The sequence below is a fragment of the Pseudomonas sp. B21-010 genome (assembly GCF_024749325.1).
GTDB classification, from domain to species: domain Bacteria; phylum Pseudomonadota; class Gammaproteobacteria; order Pseudomonadales; family Pseudomonadaceae; genus Aquipseudomonas; species Aquipseudomonas kilonensis.
In genome coordinates this window covers 367153-392370 of sequence record NZ_CP087198.1, presented here as the reverse complement: position 1 = coordinate 392370, position 25218 = coordinate 367153, and the positions used below count along the sequence as shown (strand labels likewise).

25 protein-coding genes are annotated in these 25218 nt (G+C 59.1%); 12 read left to right on the top strand and 13 right to left on the bottom strand.

Annotation, left to right across the window (positions count from 1 at the left end; translation table 11 throughout):
- The first annotated feature begins 499 nt into the window (after positions 1–499).
- The 5 genes from LOY50_RS01710 to LOY50_RS01690 all read left to right on the top strand — a co-directional run bounded on the left by LOY50_RS01710 (position 500) and on the right by LOY50_RS01690 (position 4906).
- Positions 500–1480, top strand: a complete 981-nt coding sequence (locus LOY50_RS01710; protein ID WP_258690194.1) for an integrase domain-containing protein — start codon at positions 500–502, stop codon at positions 1478–1480.
- The gene (locus LOY50_RS01705; RefSeq protein ID WP_258690193.1) at positions 1477–1752 is read left to right on the top strand and encodes a hypothetical protein; all 276 of its coding nucleotides are present in this window, start codon (positions 1477–1479) and stop codon (positions 1750–1752) included. The genes LOY50_RS01710 and LOY50_RS01705 overlap by 4 nt, the downstream gene beginning before the upstream one ends.
- Positions 1753–1940: 188 nt before the next feature.
- Positions 1941–2714: an SDR family oxidoreductase gene (locus LOY50_RS01700; protein ID WP_090401062.1), complete on the top strand. Its 774-nt coding sequence runs from the start codon at positions 1941–1943 to the stop codon at positions 2712–2714.
- A 74-nt stretch (positions 2715–2788) separates the two neighbouring features.
- On the top strand, positions 2789–3991 hold the full coding sequence (locus LOY50_RS01695) for a low temperature requirement protein A (protein ID WP_258690192.1): 1203 nt from the start codon (positions 2789–2791) through the stop codon (positions 3989–3991).
- 6 nt (positions 3992–3997) lie between these two features.
- Positions 3998–4906, top strand: coding sequence for a LysR family transcriptional regulator (locus LOY50_RS01690; protein WP_090401064.1), 909 nt, complete (start codon positions 3998–4000; stop codon positions 4904–4906).
- 831 nt (positions 4907–5737) lie between these two features.
- On the opposite strand, the gene LOY50_RS01685 is transcribed toward LOY50_RS01690, so the two are convergent.
- Positions 5738–5947: a hypothetical protein gene (locus LOY50_RS01685; protein ID WP_253470976.1), complete on the bottom strand. Its 210-nt coding sequence runs from the start codon at positions 5945–5947 to the stop codon at positions 5738–5740.
- 482 nt (positions 5948–6429) lie between these two features.
- Between LOY50_RS01685 and LOY50_RS01680 the strand changes: the two genes are divergently transcribed.
- Both LOY50_RS01680 and LOY50_RS01675 read left to right on the top strand, forming a co-directional pair.
- Positions 6430–6699: a DUF3077 domain-containing protein gene (locus LOY50_RS01680; RefSeq protein WP_253478363.1), complete on the top strand. Its 270-nt coding sequence runs from the start codon at positions 6430–6432 to the stop codon at positions 6697–6699.
- Between the two features lie 266 nt (positions 6700–6965).
- On the top strand, positions 6966–8573 hold the full coding sequence (locus LOY50_RS01675) for a methyl-accepting chemotaxis protein (protein ID WP_258690191.1): 1608 nt from the start codon (positions 6966–6968) through the stop codon (positions 8571–8573).
- A 139-nt stretch (positions 8574–8712) separates the two neighbouring features.
- On the opposite strand, the gene LOY50_RS01670 is transcribed toward LOY50_RS01675, so the two are convergent.
- From LOY50_RS01670 to LOY50_RS01660, 3 genes are all read right to left on the bottom strand, one after another.
- Positions 8713–9390, bottom strand: coding sequence for an RES family NAD+ phosphorylase (locus LOY50_RS01670; protein ID WP_053185121.1), 678 nt, complete (start codon positions 9388–9390; stop codon positions 8713–8715).
- Positions 9390–9800, bottom strand: a complete 411-nt coding sequence (locus tag LOY50_RS01665) for an MbcA/ParS/Xre antitoxin family protein (protein WP_258690190.1) — start codon at positions 9798–9800, stop codon at positions 9390–9392. Before LOY50_RS01665 ends, LOY50_RS01670 begins: the two co-directional genes overlap by 1 nt.
- Before the next feature lie 171 nt (positions 9801–9971).
- The gene (locus tag LOY50_RS01660; RefSeq protein ID WP_258690189.1) at positions 9972–10199 is read right to left on the bottom strand and encodes a hypothetical protein; all 228 of its coding nucleotides are present in this window, start codon (positions 10197–10199) and stop codon (positions 9972–9974) included.
- A 708-nt stretch (positions 10200–10907) separates the two neighbouring features.
- Between LOY50_RS01660 and LOY50_RS01655 the strand changes: the two genes are divergently transcribed.
- The gene (locus tag LOY50_RS01655; protein ID WP_214510958.1) at positions 10908–11834 is read left to right on the top strand and encodes a LysR family transcriptional regulator; all 927 of its coding nucleotides are present in this window, start codon (positions 10908–10910) and stop codon (positions 11832–11834) included.
- On the opposite strand, the gene LOY50_RS01650 is transcribed toward LOY50_RS01655, so the two are convergent.
- The 9 genes from LOY50_RS01650 to LOY50_RS01610 all read right to left on the bottom strand — a co-directional run bounded on the left by LOY50_RS01650 (position 11751) and on the right by LOY50_RS01610 (position 21624).
- The gene (locus LOY50_RS01650) at positions 11751–12068 is read right to left on the bottom strand and encodes an AzlD domain-containing protein (protein WP_214510959.1); all 318 of its coding nucleotides are present in this window, start codon (positions 12066–12068) and stop codon (positions 11751–11753) included. The genes LOY50_RS01655 and LOY50_RS01650 overlap by 84 nt on opposite strands.
- Entirely contained in the window at positions 12047–12760 is a 714-nt protein-coding gene (locus LOY50_RS01645) for an AzlC family ABC transporter permease (RefSeq protein WP_024619247.1), read from the bottom strand. Before LOY50_RS01645 ends, LOY50_RS01650 begins: the two co-directional genes overlap by 22 nt.
- Positions 12757–13194, bottom strand: a complete 438-nt coding sequence (locus LOY50_RS01640; protein ID WP_253470968.1) for a GNAT family N-acetyltransferase — start codon at positions 13192–13194, stop codon at positions 12757–12759. Before LOY50_RS01640 ends, LOY50_RS01645 begins: the two co-directional genes overlap by 4 nt.
- 13 nt (positions 13195–13207) lie before the next feature.
- A complete protein-coding gene (locus tag LOY50_RS01635; RefSeq protein ID WP_253470966.1) occupies positions 13208–13954 on the bottom strand; it encodes a 2OG-Fe dioxygenase family protein in 747 nt (248 codons plus the stop codon).
- 442 nt (positions 13955–14396) lie between these two features.
- Complete coding sequence (locus LOY50_RS01630) at positions 14397–15683, bottom strand: OprD family porin (RefSeq protein WP_214510962.1); 1287 nt, start codon at positions 15681–15683, stop codon at positions 14397–14399.
- A 249-nt stretch (positions 15684–15932) separates the two neighbouring features.
- Complete coding sequence (locus tag LOY50_RS01625) at positions 15933–16604, bottom strand: DsbA family protein (protein WP_258690188.1); 672 nt, start codon at positions 16602–16604, stop codon at positions 15933–15935.
- A 303-nt stretch (positions 16605–16907) separates the two neighbouring features.
- Positions 16908–17108, bottom strand: a complete 201-nt coding sequence (locus tag LOY50_RS01620; protein ID WP_053177657.1) for a hypothetical protein — start codon at positions 17106–17108, stop codon at positions 16908–16910.
- Between the two features lie 242 nt (positions 17109–17350).
- Complete coding sequence (gene aguA, locus LOY50_RS01615; RefSeq protein WP_258690187.1) at positions 17351–18457, bottom strand: agmatine deiminase; 1107 nt, start codon at positions 18455–18457, stop codon at positions 17351–17353.
- A 254-nt stretch (positions 18458–18711) separates the two neighbouring features.
- Entirely contained in the window at positions 18712–21624 is a 2913-nt protein-coding gene (locus LOY50_RS01610; RefSeq protein WP_258690186.1) for an aminotransferase, read from the bottom strand.
- A gap of 209 nt (positions 21625–21833) precedes the next feature.
- Here LOY50_RS01610 and rfbB point away from each other — a divergent pair, with 209 nt between their 5' ends.
- The 4 genes from rfbB to rfbD are packed head-to-tail and all read left to right on the top strand — an operon-like array spanning position 21834 to position 25208.
- Entirely contained in the window at positions 21834–22916 is a 1083-nt protein-coding gene (gene rfbB, locus LOY50_RS01605; RefSeq protein ID WP_253470958.1) for a dTDP-glucose 4,6-dehydratase, read from the top strand.
- A complete protein-coding gene (rfbA, locus tag LOY50_RS01600; RefSeq protein ID WP_253470956.1) occupies positions 22913–23788 on the top strand; it encodes a glucose-1-phosphate thymidylyltransferase RfbA in 876 nt (291 codons plus the stop codon). The genes rfbB and rfbA overlap by 4 nt, the downstream gene beginning before the upstream one ends.
- A complete protein-coding gene (gene rfbC / locus LOY50_RS01595) occupies positions 23785–24330 on the top strand; it encodes a dTDP-4-dehydrorhamnose 3,5-epimerase (protein WP_253470954.1) in 546 nt (181 codons plus the stop codon). The genes rfbA and rfbC overlap by 4 nt, the downstream gene beginning before the upstream one ends.
- Positions 24327–25208, top strand: a complete 882-nt coding sequence (gene rfbD / locus LOY50_RS01590) for a dTDP-4-dehydrorhamnose reductase (protein WP_258690185.1) — start codon at positions 24327–24329, stop codon at positions 25206–25208. The genes rfbC and rfbD overlap by 4 nt, the downstream gene beginning before the upstream one ends.
- Positions 25209–25218: the final 10 nt, after the last annotated feature.

Here is a 25218-nt window from a genome sequence, read left to right as displayed (position 1 = left end):
GCAACCTATCCGCTTGGCCATTTCATTGCGCCAACCTGCGCCCGTCTCTTTCTCCCGGAAAGAGACGGGCGCTCGTACCATTGCTGCAAGCCACGTCGTACAAGGCATTGCCGCAACTCTCCTCGTGACAATCGGCGTGACAAACACCGACGTCACCATCAACAGCGATGCAGATGATGGTGCCGCAGCCCACGGAATGGACTGCACCTGACTGACAGTCAGGCATGCCCCGGTCATCGCCTCACTGCCTTCAACTGACTCAGGATCTCGCGGCACCGGTCTCGTCAGCCAGTGCAGCCTCCACCCGCCCACCGCTATCGGTGTTCAGGAGGCCAGATCATGAGATGCCCAAGCTCCCGGTCGTAAGGAGCCGCCAGTCCCGCGTTAGTGGGCAACCCTCACAGGTCGCAGGGGCCTTGATCCCTGATAACACTGAACATCCTTGGCGGGATGAAGTGGGGAAAGTTTTAAAAGTTTTGGCTTCGAGAGGCGTTTGATCATGGCATTGGTAGGTAGGCGGGATGGGCGCAATTTTGGCTATGGCCGGCAACTGAGCTATGCCGGGCCGCAGGCATTGCGCGATCTATTTGGCGGCGGGCATTACGGCACGGTCAAAGCACATAGTGATCGCTGGCAGGCGTTCGTACGCTGGTGTCGGTCGGAGGAAGGGCCGGGGTTTAACGATGCGCGGCAGATTAATTGGCAGACCTTGCTGGACTACGCCGGACATCTGCGCCAACAAGTCGAACTAGGTGAGCTGGCCATCGCCACTGCGCAAAACCGGTTGTCCAGTGTAAATCGGACCCTGGCTGCGCTTCGCGGTGATCAGTATGTGAAAGTGCAGAGCCCGAGTAAGGCGCTGGGAATGCGGCGCACCAGTGTTCGTCGTTCAGCGCCGCAAGGCCAAGATCGCGAACAGGTGAAGCGGATCGTCGACGTGCTTTGCGAAAACCAGCAGCCGCGCGCCGCGGCCATCGCTCAGTTAGCGCGATCCACCGGTATGCGCTTGCGCGAGGCGATTTTGGCCGACCTTCCCGGTCTAAAACGTGAAGCCAAGCAATTCGGCAAGATCAACATCCAGGACGGCACCAAAGGTGACCGTTCAGGCGCGTCAGCACCTCGTTGGATTGCGTTAGATGATCATATTCGTGACGCACTGAGGTTTGCCGAACAGGTCTCGCCCGACGGTAGCCGCAGCCTGCTGGCACCGAACGAACGTTACCTCGATTTTTTGCAGGGAATCGTCCGCCCCGCCCGAGATATCCTCCATACGCACAATCTCAAAGGCTTCCATGAATTGCGGGCAGCCTATGCGTGCGAGCGCTATGAGCAAATCACCCATCATCTCGCGGCCATCAACGGTGGCAGATGCAGGCGCCTCAATCCACGCCTTGATCGAGAGGCACGCTTACAAATCAGCTATGAGCTCGGACACGGCCGTATCGACGTGGTATCGGCGTACATCGGTGGCCCAGCATGAGCAAGCCATTCGATATGGAGCTGTTCCTGGCGGGCGTCCTGACCGGATCGCACACCACCCGTCAACGCCACCTGCGTCAGGCGAAGGCTATCCAAACAGCGATCGCTGAGCGCTGGCAACGCGACAATCCATGGACTTGGCAGAGAAAGCACCTTGCGTGGTTTTTGAATCACAACCTAAACCAGCACACTGAATCGACGCGCTATTACTATTTGCTGACCATGAAATTACTCACTCATCGCTTAGGAAAACCCTGGCAGTTCAACCGCTAAACGAAGGACAGAGAACAGCCATATGCGGTCATTCACCTGACTCAACAACATCTGACGTTTAGAGTCGGGAAGTAACTTTACGCTTATTGGCTGAAAACACTGAACAGTGCATCCAGCATCAGTGTGCTTATCTTTGCCCGCGGCCGCTCTAGACTGGGTCGTACCTTTCCCAGCCCAGGAGCGTTGTCATGTCCAAACATTCAATCAATGGCAAGGTCGTACTGATCGCCGGCGGTGTGAAAAATCTCGGCGGCTTGCTCGCCCGCGATCTCGCCCAGCACGGTGCTAAGGCCGTAGTGGTGCATTACAACAGCGCCTCCAGCCAGGGCGATGCCAACGCTACCGTGGCGGCTCTCGAGGCGTTGGGAGCCAAGGCGGTGGCGTTGCAGGCAGACCTGACCACTGCCGGTGCCGTGGAAAAGCTGTTCAGCGATGCCGTGGCCGCAGTCGGGCGCCCGGATATTGCGATCAACACCGTGGGCAAGGTGTTGAAAAAGCCTATGGCCGAGATCACCGAAGCTGAGTACGACGAGATGATGGCGGTTAACTCCAAAACCGCGTTTTTCTTTCTCAAGGAAGCCGGCAAGCACCTCAACGACAACGGCAAGATCTGCACCATCGTCACCTCGCTGCTCGGCGCGTTCACGCCGTTCTACGCGGCGTATGCCGGCAGCAAAGCGCCGGTGGAGCAGTTCACCCGAGCGGCTGCAAAAGAACTCGGCGCGCGTGGTATTTCAGTGACGGCAGTGGGCCCTGGCCCGATGGATACGCCGTTTTTCTATCCGGCCGAAGGTCAGGATGCGGTGAACTATCATAAGACCGCAGCGGCGCTTTCGCCGTTCTCGCGGACGGGCCTGACTGATATCGAGGATGTGGTGCCGTTTATTCGCAATCTGGTGAGTGATGGCTGGTGGGTGACGGGCCAGACGATTTTGATCAACGGCGGTTATACCACCAAGTAACGGGCGAAAAAAACGATTGCAACCCCGTAATGTCGCGTTGACACTTTCCCGACAAACCAGACCATGGGGTTGCTATGAGCGCCGAACAGTCTGCACATCACCCGTTACTTCGCCACCGTGATGGTCACCATGCGCGGGTGACGTTCGAAGAGCTATTGTTCGACCTCGTCTATGTCTTCGCCGTGACCCAACTCAGCCACGGCCTGCTCCATCACCTGACCTTGGCCGGCGTGATGGAGACCCTTATTCTGTGGTTCGCGGTATGGCTTGGCTGGCAATACACCTGCTGGGTCACCAACTGGTTTAACCCCGAAACCCCGAGGGTGCGCGGCCTGATCTTCGCCCTGATGTTTCCCGCATTGCTGATGGCGGCGAGCATTCCTGAAGCCTTTGGCGAGCGGGGCTTAGTGTTTGCGCTGGCCTATGTGGCGATTCAGGTAGGCCGTACCGCCTTTATCGTGCTGCATTTGCCCGGTGAACACGCGCTGGCACCGAACTTCAAGCGCATGCTCGGCTGGGTAGTGATTGCCGCGGCGTTCTGGTTGGCGGGCGCGTTTATGGAAGGGCCGTGGCGTATCGGCCTATGGCTAATCGCGGTGCTATGTGAGTACGTGTCGCCCATGTTCGGCTTTGCGCTGCCGGGGCTGGGACGCTCGCGCACCAGTGACTGGACCATCGAGGGCGCGCATCTAGCCGAGCGTTGCCAGCTGTTTGTGATTGTCGCACTGGGCGAAACGCTGCTGGCCAGCGGCGCGGTGCTCGCCGAAACCGAGCACTGGGATATTCCCGTGTTGGTGGGGTTATTGGTGACCTTACTGGGCACCCTGGCTATGTGGTGGTTGTACTTCGGCACGGCGAGCAAAGACGCCATTCATTGCGTTACCCACTCCAAGGACCCTGGGCGCACCGGCGCTTACTTTCATTACATTCACGCGGTGCTGGTGGCCGGCATCATTGCCACGGCCGTCGGCAATGATCTGGTTATGGCCCACCCCGACAAGCACATGAACACGGCCTACGTCGTGACCCTGCTGCTGGGGCCCATGATCTTTCTATTCGCCAGCCTGTTGTACAAACGCGAGGTGTATCAGGTGGTCGCCAAATCGCACCTGGCCGGCATCGTGCTATTGCTGGCGCTGGCGCCGATTGCGTTTTTGACCGACCTGCTGATGGTGGGCACGTTGACCACCATGGTGTTGTTGATCGTCAGTTTCGTGGAATGGCGGGTGGTGCGCCGGTTTCGAGCGAAACAGGCTAACGCCGTCGTCGAGCACTGATAACCCATGGACCGCATCGAGCAGTACCGCGTTTTCGTTCAGGTGGCTGAGCTCGGTAGTTTCATCCAGGCCGCACGACTGCTGAAACTGCCGCGCGCCACAGTATCGGCGGCCATTCAACAATTGGAAGCCAATGCCGGAACGCGCTTGTTGCACCGCACCACGCGTAAGGTGTCGTTGACCACCGACGGCAGCCAGTTACTACAGCGCGCGCGCCAGGTGTTGGTCGAGATCGATGAGATCGACCAACTGTTCCACACCCATCAAGAGCAGGTGATGGGGCGCCTGGAAGTCGATGTGCCCAGCCGTATCGCCCGGCGCCTACTCATTCCTGCGCTGCCCGAATTTTTCCAGCGTTACCCGCGCCTGCAACTGGGCCTGGGTTCCACCGACCGGGCGATAGACCTGGTGCAGGAGGGCGTCGATTGTGTGATTCGTTTCGGCACGCCGCAGAGCAGCAGCCTAGTAGTGAAACCGTTGGGGCAGGTGTTGCTGATCAACTGCGCCAGCCCCGCCTACCTGGCCGAGTTTGGCGTGCCCACCGAGCTTGCCGAGTTGCAGGAGCGGCACGTATGCGTCGGCTATGTGGCGGGATCGGGCGGGCAGGAGGCTCAGTGGGAATATTGTCTCGACGGCGTCCGGCAGTCGTTGCCACTGCCCAGTCGCTTGGTGGTAAATAATGCGGAAAGCTATATCACCGCATGCTGCACAGGGCTCGGTTTGATTCAGGTGCCGTTGTTCGATGTGCAGCATTTACTGGATAGCGGCGAGCTGGTGGAAGTGCTGGCAGCTTACCGGCCGCCGTCGATGACCGTGTCTGTACTGTATCCGGATCGTCGCCAACGCTCTCGGCGCCTCGGTGCGTTTATCGAGTGGTTTGCCGGCTTGATGGCGCCGTATCTGCAGAGTAGGTAACGCCGTTTCGATTGGCGGTAAAGCCTGGACACTGCATCCAGCTCCCCTCGGCTTATCTTTGCGTAAAGAGGATCTAGTCTGGGTAGGTCTTGTAACCGTCGGGAGCACTGCCATGCCGGTTTCAAACCTTACGCTGCTCACCCTGAGTGGCCGTCTGCTGCCTGTCGCCACGGCAGCTTTTGGCGGATTCCTGCCTATTCTCTACTGAAGGGATGATCGACAACGTTCGAATTCGGGAGGTTTACCATTCGTATGCGGCTCTGAATTACTTACAGACCGACAATGTGCTGACATCTAAAAAATCCCGAATTCGATTCCACCGAACGCCATAACTAGCTGATTTATTTATAGTTACTAGTTGGGGTACGTCGAATTTTCCAGCGAACTCCAGACGCCCGAAAAACCTAGTCTCGCCGAAACATACCGTTCGTCTGGTGCCGCACCATACAAAACGAAGCCCTCGCAGAAATGCGAGGGCTTTGTTGTTTCTGGGGTGTTCACTTTTCCTCCACACCCTGAAAAACCTGTGGGAGCGAGCTTGCTCGCGATGAGGCCGCCAAACCCACCGACAATCTTTCAGCCCAGACAACGGGCAGCCTTTCTTTTAACGCCACGACTGAAGCAACCTCAACCAAACAGCATCCTTTGCCTCAGGAAAATAAATTCGTCCCATTTCTTCGCGGCAGATTTAGAAATATTTTGGTCATGACAACCTCAATGATGAAGGTTTTCGGGCTTGCTTGCTTTTCAACGTTTGTGACGATATGAGCAAGCACTGTTTCACGATTACTTCCTGCTGCGCCATCTCTACCCGTCCACCCAACTCTGGGGCTATAGATCATCCATTGAAACTTTAACTCGCTGTGGAGCAGCAAGCCGCTCTCGCGCCTTATGGATCAAGGCCACATCATCCTCGTTCATCAGTACCACCTTGGAAGGTAATTGGCTCTGACTGACCACAACCTGCATGTTTTCTCCCGCTGTCATTTGAAGCACAGATTCGAGCAAATCCTGTTGAAACTGCTCGTATTCATCACCCATTGGAATTGCCTCCAAACACTTGTGTGCCCGTGCGTCGCACAGTCGACGCCATTGGCCACGACGCGAATTATTGCCCAGCCATAAAACTACCTAAACCTCACCCGCCAGCATCGCGCCTCGATTGCAGCCTCCACAATCGCCCGCTACTCTCCAACTGTCGCTGCCAATTCAGCGACCGGGCCTGAGAACCCGAGTAAGATGCAGGCGCTACAGCGCCCGAACCACGTTTTGCGGCGTTTTTTTATGTCCGCATTCCGTGCAATGGCGGCTGTGCGTGGGAGACCTTCGGGTCTGCCGGGTTCCTGTATCTCCGGTTTCTCAGCCTGCGCACAGCTGCCACCCATTCGCCTGAGAACGAACGTGACAGCTCTCTTTGATACGGGAGTTTATCGATGTATGCCATGGATCTGCTGCAGTCTCGCTTTATCGCTTTGCTAGTCACCACCCGCCGCCAATTAGCAAATGGAGGTGCGCAATGACCTATCCCAAACCTCAAAACCCCAGGCCTAACCCCCTTCTGCTACCATTCCGACCGCCCCCTATTCCGCGTCAACAGCGGCATCCCCATCGGCGAAGCCCTGTCCCACGCCTCCGACCTGCTCCACGTCGCCAAGGTCCTGGCCGAGGACGCGGCGATGATTCGCAGCACGGATCGATATGCCTGGGCGTCGTGTTATCTACAGGATATGAGCAAGGCCGTCATCGATGACGTGGTGAAGGTGCTGGAGGCGCCGGGGAGTAATCCTGCTTAAGAACCGCAGGCGCAATGCTGCTCACTGAGCGGGGCAGCATTGGGTTTAGTCTGCCGGGGCAGTTAAAGAAGGGCTGCTTCGCAGCCCAGCGGGAGCAAGCTCCCTCGCCACAGGTTCACCCTGTCCCTGGCCCAAACAATTTGCGGCATATTCATCTAATCATTTCCCCCGCCGATAGCCTCGAATAAGAGCCTGGCCTGTCCCAAGGCTCGGCTGGCGCTCGACTACACTTTCCCAGAATTCCCCCGCTCCAGGAGCAGTAAGCGATGAAGATCCGCACCAAGATCATAGGCTCGGGGTTGGTCAGTCTTTCTTTTGCGCTGTTGCTCGGCGGTATCGGGTTGTGGGGTTATCACTCCATGACCGAGGCCCTGGTGCAGAACGAGACCAGTATTTCGGCCATGCGCAAGCACATGGAAGCGGACATGATGCACGACGCCATTCGTGCCGATGTGCTCGCCGCTCTGCTGGTGAAGCCGGGGGATGCCCAGGGGGCGAAGGAGGTGCTGGAGGCGTTCGATGAGCATACGCAGCGGATGCGCAAGGTTATCGCCGAAAACGCCGAGGCCAAGTTGCCAGGGGATGTCGCCAAGGCGATTGGCGAGCTCAAACCACAGGTCGAAACCTACATCGACAAAGCCAAGCAAATAATCGGCAAGGCACTGAGTGGCTCCCAGGATGGCCATGCGTTGCGCGCGGAGTTCGACAAGGCGTTTTCAGCGCTGGAGGAACGCAACGAAGCAGTGAGCGAGTTGATCGAGAACCAGGCGCAGTCGTCCCGCGAACATCAGGACAGCAGCATTCAAACGTCGCAAAACTGGATGATCGTTACTTTGTTGGCCACTTGTGTGGCACTGGCATTGTTGTCGTGGAGCCTGCTCAAGGCAGTGCTGACGCCGCTGAACAAGATCATCCTCAATACCCAGGCGATTTCCCAAGGGGATCTGCAGCGCTCGATGGGGGCTAAGAGCAAGGATGAGCTGGGTCAGTTGCAAGGTGTGATCGAGCAGATGCAGACCAATCTGCGGCAGATGATCGCCACGATCCGCGGCCAGAGCGATGAGTTGCACGGCACGTCCCGGCACCTGGGCGATACGGCGCGGCAGATTGTGTCCAGCGCCGATCAGCAGGCCCAGAGCGCGACCAGCATGGCGGCGAGCATGGAGCAGATGATGGCGAATATCAGCCAGATCCATCAGCACGCCGACAGTGCCCGGACGATTTCCGCGCAGTCCGAGCATTTGGCGAGCAGCGGTGGCCAGGTGATTCTCGGCGTGGTGGAGGGCATGAGCCGGATCGCCGAGGTGGTCAACCAGTCGTCCAGCAAGATCACCGCGCTGGACGCTTCGTCCGAAGACATTCATTCGATCATCCAGGTGATCAAGAGCATCGCCGAACAGACCAACTTGCTGGCCCTCAACGCCGCCATCGAAGCCGCCCGCGCCGGTGAGGCGGGGCGTGGTTTTGCGGTGGTGGCCGACGAGGTGCGCAACCTGGCGGCGCGCACCACGCAGTCCACTCAGGAAATCACCGCGATGATCGAGCGCATCCAGTCCAGCGCACGAGACGCGGTGGCGAACATGCAAGCTTGCGTCAGCCGCGTGGACGAAGGCGTCAACCTGGCCCAGCAGGCCGGGGTATCCATCAGCGAAATCCGCACCGGCGCCCGGCATGCGGCCGAAGTGGTGGAGGAAATTTCCCAGACCATTGCCGAGCAATCCAAGGCCAGCGATGAGATGGCCCAGCGGGTGGAGTCGATTGCCGAGCAGTCCCGCGAGAACACACGCTCGATTCACACCCTGACGCAAACGGCGGATCAATTGAACAATGCGGCAGGGTCGATGCAGGCTTCGGTGCAGCAGTTCAAGATTTGATCAATCGGCGCTTTTGTGGCGAGGGAGCTTGCTCCCGCTGGCTGCACAGCAGCCTCCGCTTTCAATAATCGCCAATTATTGAACATTATGGCTGGGCATTAATTATTGCCCAGCCATAAAACACCCTAAAAGCCCTGGCTCACACCTGACTCACCTCAAACACAAACGAAATCTCCCGTTTCTGGGCACTCCAGACATACCGAATGTGCTTGCCCTGCGTTGGAATCGAAACCGCCGGTGGGCGAAACGCGGCCACGCATTCGTGGCCGGGCAGGCGGACGCTGTTGTACAGCAGCCCCCACGACAGGGTTTCACGCAGCTGCCGGGCAAACACTTGGGACGGGCCGTAGGCGGTAGGGTCCGGGTTGTGGAGGTGGGGGTAGTCGTGGCGGATGTCGTGCAGAGGTTTGACGACCTTGTTGACGTAGGTGCGCATGGTCAACTCCAGGTCTGGCTCGTTGGTCGCGCCAAGAAATCGCGCCTGGTGGTAGCAGGTCTCGGCAATGGCGGCTTCCTGGCTGCTGGCAGCGTAGTAGACGCCGAATGTGCCGTCGCTGAAGCGGCTGCTTTTGCCGATGTGGGTAAACGCCGCCATCACCGGTGAGGAGCCGGGCCCGGAAATGCGGTCCTCGGGACGTACCCGGGAGAGCACGCCGGCTTGTTCCATCAGCCGATCGTTGGTCAACGCTTCCAGGGCGTAGGCCGTGGGCAGGTCTTCGGGGTCGAGTACGTCTTCAAACAGCGAAATCGGCGGGAAGCTGCTGTTGACGATCCGATAGGCCCGTTTCCATTGCGGGTCCGCCAGTGGTGGCACCATTAACCGCGCACTCCGTCGAGGTATCGCCGCACATCGGCGATGTCTACCACTCGCCCGGTCAGCATGTAGGACAGCGCCGACTGGCCGTTGAACGGTGCTGCGGTGTTCGGGCTGCTGACCCATTGATAAACACGGTCCCGGCTATTGCTGAAGATAATGCTCAGCGCCTTGTGGATACCCATGAGGTAGGAAATGCGCTCGAGCGTATCGCGAGGCAGCTTCACGTTTTCCGGCAATTGTTTGTATTTGTAGAAGGTCGTGTTTCCGACCTTGCCCAGCAATGTGCGCTGCTGCTCGACGCTGCAGCCCCAGAGCGCCATGAGGTTGAAGAAAAACTTCAACGCGACTCGACCCGCGTCCGGGGAGTCCAATTGTTGCTGTGCGTTGAGCGTGATGGAGGAAGTCGCCATGGGTTTGGGCTCCTTTGTCGCGGGGTGGTGCTTAGAGGATAGTACAGATATGGATTATTTTTAAGTTTTTATTCGCAAGCGAACAAGCAAGTCTGAGTGGATAATTTTTCAGGCTTCTCCCCTGTTACATTTCTGACTTGAAGAAGATCGCGGCACGGATTGACATAAACCTTAGCCATACCAGAAAATCGACTTCAAGAGCGCGAAACCGACTGCCTTCAGGTGGCGATAGTCGGCGTTAGGAACCCCGTTGATAACCTGAACATCAGCGCTCGGGTGAGACCTCTTCTCCCCTGCTTGAGGGAGCACAATATCAAGCGACTCTTCAAGAAAAGCAGCCCCTGGGCTGCTTTTTTCATTCTTGGGGGCCCAAGCATCGCTGATAAACCAAATGGCCATGCCTGTGTTTGTTGAGTGCTTTCTTATCGCAATTCATGAAATTCCAGAGTACGTACCCTTCACGGAATTTGCAGTGGATACGGTGCGCAACCCTTTGGAGATTTGGCGGGTTTTCTACTCTGATGGGTCGTCCATATCTTCCTGCAGCCCAAAACCCAAGGCTACCTGCTTCAGGGCACTGTCGAAGTCAACGGCACCGGGTAACTCATGCACTGGGGAGGCTGTTGGTGCAACCGAAATATCTCGAATATCAGGCAAGCCAAGATCTTTCCAGCTTGTTTGCCCAGACACCTCCTTCGTCCCAGGAAGATTCATGCAAGTGACCTTCAGCAACCACTTGCATGTTTCGTAGACGCCGGCAATTACCTTTATCCAACCGATCCAGACGTGGCGATGCTTCTCTAATGTAAGCGCCACATTTCAACCGTTCGAACAACACACGGATATCAGCCAGAGTCTTTTCTTTCCTGGGAAATTTCTGACACGGTTGCAGGCAAAGCGTTAACCAGACGGACGATACAAGCCTATTCACGCCAAACCGGCAAAATCCCCAAATCCCGCATAAGCTCCAACCATCGCCACCCGGCGTTTTTCGGCACAAAATCGCGACAATCGTGGCAAGGTGCATGATGATAGCCGGCATGCACTGCCTGGCCCGGCCCAGGTGCACAACAATAGCGAGCCCACTTAAGCAGAGGGCATTACCTCATGGATAGCAGAACCCTACGCAACCTCATGCGTATCGTGCAGACCGGCTCGTTGTCGGCAGCGGCCGAGCATTCGTGCCTCACGGTGCAGGCGTTGGCGGCGCAGTTGAACAAGGTCGAGGAACAGTTCGGTTTCCGGTTGTTCCGGCGCTCGAACAAGGGCCTGACGTTGACGAGCCAAGGCTCGGAACTGACCCCCTTCATGGATCAGGTGCTGGTTGCCACCCGGCAGTTGGAGGAGAAAGTCGCGGCGCTCAAGACCCCGCGACAGCGCACCCTCAGAGTGGCGCTCAATACCACCCTGCCGGCGGAGTTCAACCGGCGAATGATCGACCGGTTGATCGCTGTGTTCCCCCAGTATCAGCTGGAATTCAGCTACGCCGAGTCGATGGAGAACCTGAGCAAACTCAGGAATGAAGATTTTGACCTGGCGATCCTGATCGGCCAGCAACAGGGCGGTTTTACCAGCATCACCATGCCCGATGTGCAGGTGCGGGTCGTCGGCGCCCATTGTGGCGATGCTGACGATTCCCTTGGCCTGCTCGGTGACAAGTTTCAGGTGCGTCCGGCAGAAGAATGCCCGTACTCCCGCAGCTTCCTGCGCTTTCTCGACGCCGGTCTGGGTGAATACGGGTCAAGCCAGCGCATGGTGTATTCCTGCAGTGAGACGCTGACGTTGTCATTGATCACACAGCTCGATGGCTTGGGGCTGGTGTCCCGGGAAGCCGCGTTGCGCAACGGCCTGGCGATTTTCCCGGATTTCGAGGACTTCCTTGAAGTCCGCCTGGCGGTGAACAATCCGGAGTTGTCCGGCCAGGCACTGCACGATGTGGTGGACCTGACGCTACAGGAACGAACCGAGCGCGATGTACGCCGCCGTGCCCACCGCCACACTGAGAAACAGGTTGCGGCTGAAATACGCACATAACAGCGTCGGAATCGCGGCATAAAACTCAGGGCGGTCGAGTTGTATCCGCTGATCCTTGATCAACAAGGGCGTCAGGCTGATGGCAGCGACGATCGCCACTGGCAGGTATTCCAGGGCGCGGGCAATAAAGGGCGGCCAGTGTTCGGTATTGATCTGCAACGGCAGGGCGCGCGGCAGGAAGGTCACGGCCATCATCAGGACCACGACCAGGATCAGGAACGTTTGGTCAGGCATACGCCTACCCCGCAGCCAACGAACGTGGCAATGAAGACATTGAATGGCGAGCTGCCCAGCAGGCTCAGCCCGCCCATGCAGACGACAGCCGCCAGGGCTGCGATCAGTTTGTTGCGGGTGTTGCACAACGAAACCAGCACATAGAGCATCATCGCGGTCAGGGCATAGTCGAGCTGGTATTTGATGAGGTGCGCCGCGTATTGCGCACATACGGCGCCCAGCAAACCACCCAGCACCCAGGATGTGTGGCAGAACAGGTTGAAGCCGACCAGGTAGCGCACGCTCACCGGCGCCCCGCTGCCGAGCTTGACGCTGTGGAACGCAAACGACTCGTCCGTCAGCCCCGCGGCGTAGCACCAGCGCTCGAAACGGCTGAGCCCCAGCGCACGCAGCGCCTTGGCCATGTAGACCGACATCAGCATGTGCCGGGCATTGATCAGGAACGTGGTGAGCACGATGGTGGTCAGCGACGCACCGCTGGAAATCAACGCCAGCGCGGCGAATTGCGCAGCGCCCGCATAAACGAACAGGCACATCGCCACCGGCAACCACAGGGGCAACCCGGCGTTGACCGCCATCAGACCGAACACAAACGAAACCGTGAAATAACCCGCTACCACCGGACTGGCTTCAGCAAAGGTACGCGAGGCTTGTGGTTCGACCGCCAGCGGCTGGCTGGAAGTCTTGTTCATAAATCCCTCTCGAAGGTGGTTTCACCCCGGGGCTCACAGAAGCCCTGGGCCGCCCAGAAGCGCTTGCCGGCCAGATTAGCATCGTCGACGAAAAGGAACATGCGCAGCACGCCGACCCGTTTCATGTCAGCCGACGCGGCTTCGACCAGGCGCTGGCCCAGGCCTTTGGTGCGATGCTGCGGGTTGACCGCCAAGTGATTGATAGTGCCACGGGTACCGAGCATACCGCCGATCACCGCGCCCACCACGTCACCGCTCGCATCGATTGCCAGGTACGCGGTGGTGGTGTCCTGCAACAACACACCGCGCAAGAATCGGGCATCCTGCCATTCGCAGAACGACACTTCGTCGAAAGCGCGAAAGAACCGCTCCAGTCGCTCGGCGTCCCGGACCATGGCCCGGCGCAACAGGACCTGTTGCGTCGGCTCGTCCATGGGTTCGAGCCGTTCAGCGAACAATGTCGAAAGCGGTCCCGGGCCGCGAGAAGGAAATGGCCAGGATCTGCCGGTACGCCATGTCATGGCTATGGGTGTTGCGCGCCGGGGTCACGTAATGGCGCATGTCGCGATCCAGGAAAAACGTCGTGTCGAGGATGTCCTCGTAGGTCGTCGCCGCCAACTGTTCTTCCTGGGCGCTGTACAAGCGGCTTTCCGCACCGGCCACATTCTGACGGCCCCAGAAGTGCACGCCGCTGAACGGATAGCCGTCGCAGTGAATCCCTTCGGGGGTGATTTCCAGCTGTTTGCCCGGCTTGATCTCGATGCGGATCTGATGGATCTGGCACTGCCAGATTTCATCGTGCAGCTCCTGCGGCAGGACGTTCTTGTAGACCTCGAAGTCCGTGTCGATCAGGCTGCGCATCACGGGCGAATTGATCACTTCGTTGGAGAAGTCCTGGAAGTGCCGCTCCAGTCCGCCGACATAACTGTTGTTGGCCTTGGACTGAACGTAGGCCCGGTGTTCGAGCTGCGTGAGCGCGCGGGTCGTAGGGTTGTATTCGAAGTCGCTGTAGCGGCGAAAACGCATGCCTGACTCGGCCTGGCCGTAGTAACTGTCGGGCTCCATGTTTTCCCAGCTTTTGGTCAGCCGGACAAAATCGCCGAAATGACCGTAGAGGTTGAAGTCCCCACCGCGAACGTTGACGTATTTGTCACGTCTTAGCGCTTCGCCCACTTCCCTGTTCAAAACGATCATTTTTCATAGGTCTCCGCTGCATTGAGCGGCCTAATCTAGTAGGTGCAGGATTTACGTCCATGAGAAAGTATTTGAGGCATTTCAAGCGGAGCTTGAAACGGTGGGCAAAGTTGCATTAGTACGACTTTTGCTCGGAGAAACAGGCGGTTACAGCGGTATTTATTGCACTAAAAGCCAAAAAGACCCGAGTTTGAGGTCGCAACGCTATTCACTTCAGGCAGGTTTGAATCAATTGTGGCGAGGGGGCTTGCCCTCGCTGGGCTCGTAGGAGCTGTCGAGTGCAACGAGGCTGCGATCTTTCCCCAGACGCTTGAGTCTCAAGCGAAAGATCAAAAGATCAAAAGATCAAAAGATCAAAAGATCGCAGCCTTCGGCAGCTCCTACGGCCAGCGGGAGCAAGCTCCCTCGCCACGGTTTTACCCACTTACAACGCGATCAGGCATCAGAAGACGTTGATCGGGTAATCCACGAACACCCGCAGCTCATTACCACTGACGTTGTACTCGCTGGACTTCTGCGACACCCGCAGCACGGAACTGCGCAACCTTACGCTCAAGTCCTTGGCCGGGCCGCCCTGGACCACGTACTTGAACTGGTTGAAGATCTCGCGCTCGGTACCGCCTTCGCTGGTGGACGTGGTGATGTTATCGCCACGCACATAAGCGACGTTATAGGTCAGGCCCGGTACGCCGAAGGTGGTGAAGTCCAGGCCATAGCCCAACTGCCAGCTGCGTTCGTCTTCAGCGTTGAAGTCGGACCAGTAGGAGTTGGCCAGGTAGATCGTGTTACCGCCATCACCCACCCGATTCTGCCCGCGCTGATAGCCGCCGTAGGCGTAGCCCAGGTTGCTGTCGCCGGTGCTGCGCTGATGGGCGAGCGTGAAGCTGTGCGGGCCCGTGGCGAAGGTGGCAGCCAGGCTCCAGATCTTGTTGTCATCGCCGGTGACGTTGTTTTCACGAACGTAGCTGTTGTCCAGCTTGGTGCGATAACCGTTGAAATCCAGGGTCAGGGACTGATCCTTGGCCAGCGGGAACACATAGTTGGCGTTCACGTATTGCTTCTTCAATACGTCTTCGACATCCGAAGCGTAGAGCGAAGCCTTGAACTGCTCGGTGAACTGATAGCTGCCGCCCAAGACGTTGATCGACTTCAGGCCACCGCTGTCACGACCTTCAGCGCTCTTGCGCGATTCAGCGGTGAAGCGGCCGGCATTGAGTTCCAGGCCCTTGATCTCCTTGGAGGTGATCAACGTGCCGGTGTAGCTTTCCGGCAACAGGCGCGAGTTGTCATAGTTGAGCACCGGCAGGGCCGGCATCTGGTCGCCGTAGGCCAGCACGGTGTTGGAGACGCGGAACTTGACCGCTGCCCCGAACTTGGACAGGTCATCGGCCGCGTTGCCGCTGTCGCCTTGCTTGAAGAAGTCGATGCCGCCCGCACCGCTGCGGCCTTTGCCGCCGTCCAGACGCAGCGCGTACAGGCCGAACGCATCCACACCGACACCCACGGTGCCCTGGGTGAAGCCGGACGAGAAGGTACCGATGGCCGCTTGGCCCCATTCGGCCTTGTCTTCGTTGCCATCTTTGTAGTCGCGGTTGATATAAGCGTTGCGCAACAGCACTTTCAAGCTGCTGTCTTCAACGAACCCCTTGGACTGCGCCTGGTCGTTGGCCATGGCGTGTGTCGTGCTCAAGATCCCCAGTGCGATCAAACTAATGCGTTTGTTCAACATGTTTATTTTCCTTGTACGGGTTGATACGCACTGTGGCGGGCAACCGAAATGGCGCTTTTGCGCTCTTTTTCGGACTCTTGCTCCTGGAAATAATGAAAAGGCCCGCCCACGAGTGATCGTGTCGGGCCTTTTTATTATTTAAGAGTCATGGTTGTTAGCCACAGGCGTAGGCGAATCCTAGTCGCGCCCTCAACGGTGTGTCAATTTCGTGAAACGTCTGTAATCAGGCAAAAAATGTCTACGAACTGCTCACCACGAACAACCGTCAAGACCGCAGGCCGCTGATGACGTGGAGGCCTGAACCGGCAAGGCTTGCGTCAGCCATTGGGCGAACGCCTCGGGTTTGCCGAGCCAGGGGCCGATGTCGATCAGCGTGAACTGGCCGTCCTGCTCCAGGGCCAAGGTCGGAAAACCCTGGCCGCCGACCTGAGCCAGCAAGGTACGACTGGCCTTGATATGCCCCTGCACGTCAACCGCACGCAACGCCGCCAGGAACATCTGGGCCGGCAGGCCAATGGATTGAGCGAGTTCCAGCAGGACAGCTTCGTCAGAGATACGCCGGCCCTCGACGTAGTGTGCGGTTTGCAGGCGTCCGAGCAATTCCAGGCCGTGGCCGTCGAGCTGTTCGGCAGCGAGGATGGCGGCGGTCGGCGGCGCCGAATCGAACACGGCGCTGTGGTCACGCAGCAAACCTTCGAAATAGGCCTCGCCAAACGGTTGCCCGGAAGATTCGGCGATGCGCCGGTCGTGGGGCATCACGTAATCGCGCAATTGCGGCGAAACCTGCTGGCGATTGGCACCGGTCATCATGCCGCCGCCATGAGCAATCACCGGCAATACGCTTCGAGCGGCCTGCACCAACGGCTTGGCGCCGTAGCACCAGCCGCACAGCGGGTCGTAGATATAATGAAGAGTGGTCATGGGGGCTCCGCTAACCATGGGGATTGGATGGCAGCAGGGTAGTCTCTGGAGCGCTGCGGAAAAACGCTGGAACGGTTTTCAGTGTGTTTCGTGGATCGGTCGAATGCCCATTGAATTTGAACACTACCCCCTGTGGGAGCGAGCTTGCTCGCGATGGCAGTGTGTCAGTCAACAGCAGTGTTGTTGATCCACCGCGATCGCGAGCAAGCTCGCTCCCACAGGGTTCTGTGCGGATTTGAAGTCCGGCGGACACAAAAAAAGCGCTGCCATCCCGGCCAGCGCTTTTTATCAATCCGTCGAATTCTATCCTTGCATCACATCCCACAACGCTTCCAGCTCCGCCTCGCTGAACAGGCCAACGGGGTAACGCTCAACGATTACCTGGCGCGGATCAGGTTCTCTGATCTGACGCGTTCCGTTGGATTTCAACCACTGCGCCAAGGCTTGAAGCGACTCACCATTAACGGCCAAGGGATGGCATGTGCGCTCGCTTATCATATTCATTCCAGCGCCCTCTCCTGGTTGATGAGCGGCCAATTTATCCAAGGTTCATGACAAAACAACTCAGTTCTCTCCCCAGAACTGCCAAAGTACAGATACAAGAGCTATGCCAATGTATCCGCCACGCCAATAAACAGGCACAAAAAAGCCCGCGACCCAATCGGGCCGCGGGCTTGCAAGGATGGATCCAAAACAGCCGACCTAGAGCCGGCGCGGTCGATATCACCCAGCTGTTACATCGCCACTCATTTTGCCCGCGGTGCAGGTTGCTGTTGAGTAAGGCAATGGATATTCCCGCCCCCCAGTAACAGTTCGCGCCCTGGCACCATGACCACTTCGTGCTGCGGGAACAGGTTCTGCAGGATGTCCCTGGCCGGCGCGTCCAGCGGATCGTCAAAACTTGGGGCGATGATGCCACCGTTGACGATCAGGAAATTCACATAGGAACCGGCCAGCCGCACGGTTGGGTTGCGCTCTTGGGACCCCTCCACCGCATCGACGCCGGCACATTCTTCCTCGGTGGCGTACAACGGCCCCGGAATCGGCATTTTGTGCACTGTGAACGGGCGTCCCTTGGCGTCAGTGCTGTTTTGCAGCACCTTCATCGCCGCATGGCAGCGGGTGTAGTTCGGGTCTTGCGGGTCGTCGGTCCAGGCAAGCAGGACTTCACCTGGCCGCACGTAGCAGCAGAAGTTATCCACATGGCCGTCGGTTTCGTCATTGAACAGACCGTCCGGCAGCCAGATGATCTTGTCCACCGCCAACTGCGCGCTGAGCACTGCCTCGATCTCTTCACGGCTCAAGTGCGGGTTGCGATTGCGGTTGAGCAGGCACTCTTCGGTGGTGATCAGGGTGCCTTCACCATCCACATGGATCGAGCCGCCCTCGAGCACAAAATCTTCGGTGCGATAACGCGGGCTGCGCTCGATCTCAAGGATCTTGTCGGCCACTTGCGCATCACGGTTCCACGGTGCATACAGGCCGCCGTCGAAACCGCCCCAGGCGTTGAAATCCCAATCGACACCGCGCACTTCGCCGTTGTCATTGATGACGAACGTCGGCCCTGTGTCGCGAACCCAGGCGTCGTCGCTGGACATTTCCACCAGGCGGATATTCGGCACATCGAGACGCGCCCGGGCATTTTCGTACTGGGCCGCAGACACCGCCACGGTCACCGGTTCAAAACGGGCGATGGCCTTGGCGACCGCTACGTGGGCGGCCTGCGCGGGCTTGCCGCCCAGGCGCCAGTTGTCCGGGCGCTCGGGCCAGATCATCCAGACCTGGGTCTGGGTCGCCCACTCGGCAGGCATGTGGAAACCATCCGCGCGGGGGGTGCTGTACAACGTTGTCATGGGTCATCTCCTGGGCGATGGGCAGTGGCAACCTTATAAACGATAAATATCGACTAATAAAGTCAGAAAAACTAACACCCATCAAAAAATAGCGCCAAACATCGACAAAAATCGATTTTATAGAATTAGTGCGAAACCCTGCGGGAGTGAGCTTGCTCACGATAGCGGTGGGTCAGCCAAATCAATATTGGCTTGGACACCGTCATCGCGAGCAAGCTCGCTCCCACGGGGAACAGCTTGGCGTTCCAGATTAGTTACAGCCCCTCGTCCAAGACCTTCACCAACATATCGACGAAGAAATCCACGCTCTGGCGCGTGGTCACCATCGGCGGTTTGATCTTGAGGATGTTCAGGTAATCGCCGGTCGGTTGCATGAAGATCCCCAACGCTCGCAGGCGGTTGCACAACGCCGTGGTTTCTTCAGTGGCCGGCTCCAGGGTGTCGCGGTCGCGGATCAGTTCCACGCCCAGGTAGAACCCGGAGCCATGCACCGCGCCGACCAATGGATAGCGGTCGATCAAGGCCACCAGCCGGGCCTTGAAGTGCCCACCCACCACCCGGGCGTTTTCCCAGAGGTTCTCTTCTTCCATGACATCCAGCACCGCCATGCCGATCTGGCAGCTGACCGGGCTGCCACCGGCCGACGAAAAGAAATACCCCTCGGCTTCCAGCGCCTCGGCGATCTCTCGACGGGTAATGACCGCACCCAGTGGCTGGCCGTTGCCCATGCCCTTGGCCATGGTGATGATGTCCGGCACCACGCCTTGCTCTTCGAAGCCCCAGAAAAACTCGCCCATGCGCCCGTAACCGACCTGTACTTCGTCGGCGATGCAGACCCCACCGCGCTCGCGCACCATCGCGTAGACCTGCTTCAGGTAACCGGGCGGCAGCGCGATCCCACCGGCGTTGCCGTACACCGGTTCGCAGATGAAACCGGCGAGCTGGCGCTTGTTTTCAGCGATTTTCGCCAGGTTGTGTTCGACGCTGCGCACGTAGTCCGGCGCAGTGTCGGGGCCACGGAATTCGCCGCGATAGGTGTTCGGTGCGGTCACCGGATGCACCCAGTCCGGGCGGCTGCTCAGCGCCTGGGGATTGTCGGCGATGGAGGTCGAGACCGCATCGGCGGCCACCGACCAGCCGTGATAGGCCTCCAATACGCTGAGCATGTCCCGCCCGCCGCTGTAGGCCCAGGCCAGGCGGATCGCCAGGTCGTTGGCCTCGGTGCCGCTGTTGACCAGGAACACCCGGTCCATGTTGGACGGCGCCAACGCCAGCAGGCGTTCGGAAAATTCGGCGATCGCCGCATAGTGGAAACGCGAGTTGGTATTGAGCAGCGACCACTGCCGGGCAGCCACTGCCGCCATGCGTGGATGACCATGGCCCAGCACCGCGACATTGTTGAGCATGTCCAGGTACGAGCGGCCCTGCATGTCGATCAGGTGATTGCGCCAGCCGCGCTCGATGCGCGGCGGATCCACGTAATAGTGCTTCTGCGAACGGGCAAAGCTCGCATCGCGACGGGCCAGCAGCACCTCGGGATCGATCTCCGACTCGGCATCGCAAGCCAGCCCCAGCAGCACCGCCGGCGAAGGGCATAGCGCCTGCCAGGCCAATGCCCTGGAAGGTGTGCAGAACAGTGGTGGATCCACCTGGGCGCCCCGACACAACTGGACCCGCAACGACCCCGTCACTTCGCCCAGCACCTGCCCCTTGACCAGTGCCGCGCCGGAATGCAGCGGCGACGTCACGCCCCACAGCCGCACGCTCAACTGCGCGCTGTCCAGCTGCAACAGGCCGTCGGCCGTCTTGTGCACGACCCCAGCGAACGGGGACTCGAGCGGCGTCCCCCGAGGAACGCTCAACTCCACGTGCAGTGGATAAGTATCGGGTTCGACGGCGCTATCCGGCCGAGTGCGGGATAACCGGTATTGCCCGTAGCGGCTGGCGGCCAGGCCATGAAGGCCCGCGGCCTCGCTCAACAAGCGCTGGTCGATCCCCGGTTGCTCCCAATTGCCGGCCTCGAAATGCGGGCTCAGTACACCCAGGTCAATCAGCGCGAACTCACGCCCCACCAAGGTCGGCAACAGCGGCGCAAAGCCTTCGCTGGCGATGGGCGGCAGGCTGTGGCCGACGGCGGCGAGAATCGCCGCTTCCATCAGTTCGAAGGGCACCGAGTGCGCGACCCGGAAAATCTCCCACTCATGGGCCAGGTTGTCGCGGCTGTATTGGTTGTCCGGATCAATGGAAACCTGCTGCTCACCGCTGAGCACCAGTACCGCGGCGCGCGCCACGATCAGTGGCCACAGCGCCAACAGTTCTTCGCGTTGCAAGGGGTTGACTGCCTGGTAGGCCTTGATCGCCGGCAAGATGAAGAATGGATCGCCGTCGGCGTGGTGCAGCAGGGCCGCACACGTCACCGACAAGTCGGTGATGCGCCAGGTGCGGATCAGGTCGCCGAAATCGATGACGCCCTGCAATTGCCATTGGCGCTGGGCATCGCGCTGCCAGACCACGTTGTCATCGGTGATGTCCATGTGGATCGCCTGCACCGGCAGGCTGGCCTTGAGCGGCTGCAAGCGCCGCTCGGCCTGTTGCGCGACCTCGGCGATCAGTTGCCGCCGCTGATCGTCGTCGATGACAGGCAACAGATGATCGACCAGGGCGGGAGCGTGGCGCGCGTCCCATTGCAGGGTGCGATCCAGGCCTGGGTGGTCGAATGTCGCCAGGGCCAGGTCCATTTCCGCGCACAGGCGGCCCAGGCCGGTCACCAACTCAGGCGGCAGGTGTTTGAGCTGCGTGAGGGACTGGCCGTCGATGTACTCCAGCAGTCGCATATGGACCGCTTGGCCGTCGACGTCCAATGTCAGCAGGTCCTGGCCGTTGCTGGCGGTAATCACCCGCGGCACCTTCACCGCGCCGTGCCCGGCCAACTGCTTGAGGGCAGCGTGTTGGGCCTGGAGTTCCTGGACAGCGTAGTCGCCGTGGCAAATTTTCAACACAAAGCGCCCGCGCTCGCTGTCGACTCGGTAATTGAGGTCCTGGTTGCTGCCAAGGGGTCGCAGGTCGCCGCTGAGTCCGTAATTCAAGCGCAACAGCACCAACGCCTGCTCGGCGCTGATCTGTGGGCTTGGCAAACTGGCACGGTGAACCAACGTAGTGAGCGGCATACAACGACCCCTGAGGTGGTTTTGTTCGGATGACTATCACGCCACTGAGTCGGGGGATAAGCAACCCCTCCTGTTCAAAAATATGCACAACCCTCCTGGGAAGCTGTGTGGGGAGGATGTATCCATGAGATATTCGCTTGCACCGCCCCAGCCATGCCGACAAGCTATGCTTCTATACTTTGTCGTTCCATGGAAAAAGGCTTAACTGGATGCGCATTCTCATCACTGGCGGTGCTGGCTTCATCGGCTCGGCGCTCATACGGCACTTGATTCTTGATACCGGACACCAGGTCCTGAACCTCGACAAGCTGACCTATGCTGGCAATCTCGAATCGCTGAGCAGCATCGATCACGACAGCCGCTACGAATTCGTCCAGGCCGATATCGTCGATCAATCTACCGTCAGTGCAGTGCTGGCGCGATTCAAGCCTGACGCCATCATGCATCTGGCGGCCGAGTCCCATGTAGACCGCTCCATTGATGGCCCGGCGGACTTCATCCAGACCAATATCGTGGGCACCTACAGCCTGCTGGAAGCCACTCGAGCCTATTGGCAGGCCCTGCCCGAGCCGCAGAAAAGCGCGTTTCGCTTCCACCACATTTCCACCGACGAAGTGTATGGCGACCTGCACGGTGTGGATGACCTGTTCACCGAGACCACCGCCTATGCCCCAAGCTCACCGTACTCGGCGAGCAAGGCAGCGTCCGACCACCTGGTCCGCGCCTGGCAGCGCACCTACGGTTTGCCCGTGCTGTTGACCAACTGCTCCAATAACTACGGGCCGTTTCACTTCCCCGAGAAGCTCATACCACTGGTGATTCTCAACGCGCTGGCCGGCAAGCCGTTGCCGGTCTATGGCGACGGCCAGCAAGTGCGCGACTGGCTGTTTGTCGAAGATCATGCCCGTGCACTGCTCAAGGTCGTCACAGAAGGCATGGTCGGCGAGACTTACAACATTGGCGGGCACAACGAGCAGAAAAACATCGACGTAGTGCGCAGCATCTGCGCGCTGCTCGAAGAACTGGCGCCACGCAAGCCCGAAGGGGTCGAGCACTATGCCGACCTGATCAGCTTCGTCCAGGATCGCCCAGGCCACGACCTGCGCTACGCCATCGACGCCAGCAAGATCGAACGGGAACTGGGCTGGACACCACGGGAAACCTTTGAGACCGGGCTGCGCAAGACCGTGCAGTGGTACCTCGAAAACCTGCTGTGGTGCCAACGTGTCCAGGACGGCAGCTATCAAGGCGAGCGCCTGGGCTCGCTCGACAACAAGGATGCAATGGCATGATGAAAGGCATTGTTCTGGCCGGCGGTTCCGGCACACGCTTGCACCCGATCACCCTTGGGGTTTCCAAGCAACTCTTGCCGGTTTATGACAAACCGATGATTTATTACCCGATCTCGGTGCTGATGCTCGCCGGCATCAAGGAAATATTGGTGATTTCCACCCCGCAGGATCTGCCGCAATACCGCGCCCTCTTGGGCGACGGTCATCAGTTTGGCGTGCAGTTCAGCTACGCCGAGCAGCCGACCCCCGATGGCCTGGCCCAGGCGTTCCTGATTGGCGAACAATTCATTGGCAGCGACTCGGTGTGCCTGATCCTGGGCGACAACATTTTCCACGGTCAGCATTTTGGCGAGCAATTGCAGACCGCCGTCAACCGGCAGAGTGGCGCGACGGTGTTCGGCTACTGGGTCAAGGACCCTGAGCGTTTTGGCGTGATCGACTTCGATACCGAAGGACGGGCGATGTCCATCGAAGAAAAACCCACCACGCCCAAATCCAGCTACGCGGTGACCGGCCTGTATTTCTACGATAACGACGTGATCGAGATCGCCAAGGGCATCAAGCCGTCCAAGCGCGGCGAACTGGAAATCACCGACGTAAACAATGTCTACCTGCAACGCGGCGACCTGCACGTCGAGCGCTTCGGCCGTGGTTTCGCCTGGCTGGACACCGGCACTCACGACAGCCTGCTGGAAGCCTCGCAATACGTGCAGACCATCGAACATCGCCAAGGCCTGAAAGTGGCGTGCCTGGAAGAAATTGCCTACCAGCAAGGTTGGGTCAGCCGCGAACACGTCCTTGAACGCGCCCAGTATTTTGGCAAGACCGGCTACGGTCAGTACTTGTTCAATATCGCCGGAGAAACACGATGAATGTCATCCCCACCCGTTTGCCAGAAGTCTTGATCATCGAACCAAAGGTCTTCGGCGACGACCGGGGATTTTTCTACGAAAGTTTCAATGCCCAAGCGTTTGCCAAGGCGACCGGCTCTACCCTGCAGTTCGTCCAGGATAACCACTCACGCTCGACCAGGGGCGTGCTGCGTGGCCTGCACTATCAAATCGAACAAGCTCAAGGGAAACTGGTACGGGTCACTGCGGGGGAGGTGCTGGATGTGGCAGTAGATATCCGCCGCAGCTCTCCTAACTTCGGTCAATGGACCGCCATGCGTCTCTCGGCGCAGATTCCGCGACAACTATGGATTCCGCCAGGGTTTGCCCACGGTTTCGTCGTACTGAGCGAATCAGCGGACTTCCTCTACAAGACCACTGATTACTACGCACCCTCGGCCGAGCGCTGCATTCGCTGGGACGATCCGCAGTTGGCCATCGATTGGGAATTCGAAGGCGCGCCGATCCTCTCGGCCAAGGACCTGAATGGCAAAGCCCTGCACGAGGCCGACCTGTTCCCATGAGTGCCCCCTTGCGTATCCTGATCATCGGCCAGAATGGCCAGGTTTCCCGGGCGCTCCAATCGCGCCTGAGCGGCCTGGGCGAGTTGACTGTACGCGGCAGCGACCAGCTCGACCTGGCACAACCGGATTCCCTGCGTGCCCCCATCGAAGCCCTCAAGCCCGGCCTGATCATCAATGCCGCCGCCCACACGGCCGTCGATCAGGCCGAAAGTGAACCGGAGCGGGCGTTCGCCATCAATGCCACGGCGCCGGGCATCCTGGCCCAGGCAGCGGTTGCGCTGGGCGTCCCGCTGATTCATTACTCCACCGACTACGTCTTCGACGGCCTCAAACCTGCCCCCTACACCGAGGACGACACGCCCAACCCACTGAGTGTCTACGGACGCAGCAAGCTGGCCGGCGAAAATGCCATCCGCCAGGTTGGTGGCCAGCACCTGATTCTGCGCACCAGTTGGGTGTACTCCACCGAGGGCCGCAACTTCCTGTTGACCATGCAACGCCTGTTACAGGAAAAACCGCAGCTGCGGGTGGTCGCCGACCAGGTCGGCGCACCGACCTGGGCCGGCACCATTGCCGACAGCACCGCGCAACTGATCGAGCGCTGGCAGGCCGGCCAACCCGGCGCCTGGGGCACCTATCACCTGACAGCACGGGGCGAGACGTCCTGGTTCGGTTTCGCCCAGGCCATCGGCGAAAACCTGCTCGATCGGCACAAACCGTGTGCGCAGCTGGAGCCCATTGAATCCAGCGCCTATCCGACTCCAGCCCCGCGGCCACTTAACTCGCGCCTGGATTGCATGCGCCTGCTCAAGGAGTGGGGAGTGAGCCAACCGGACTGGCAAAGCGCGTTGCAGCAGTGCCTTGCCGGACAAGCCTAGTACTGCCTTA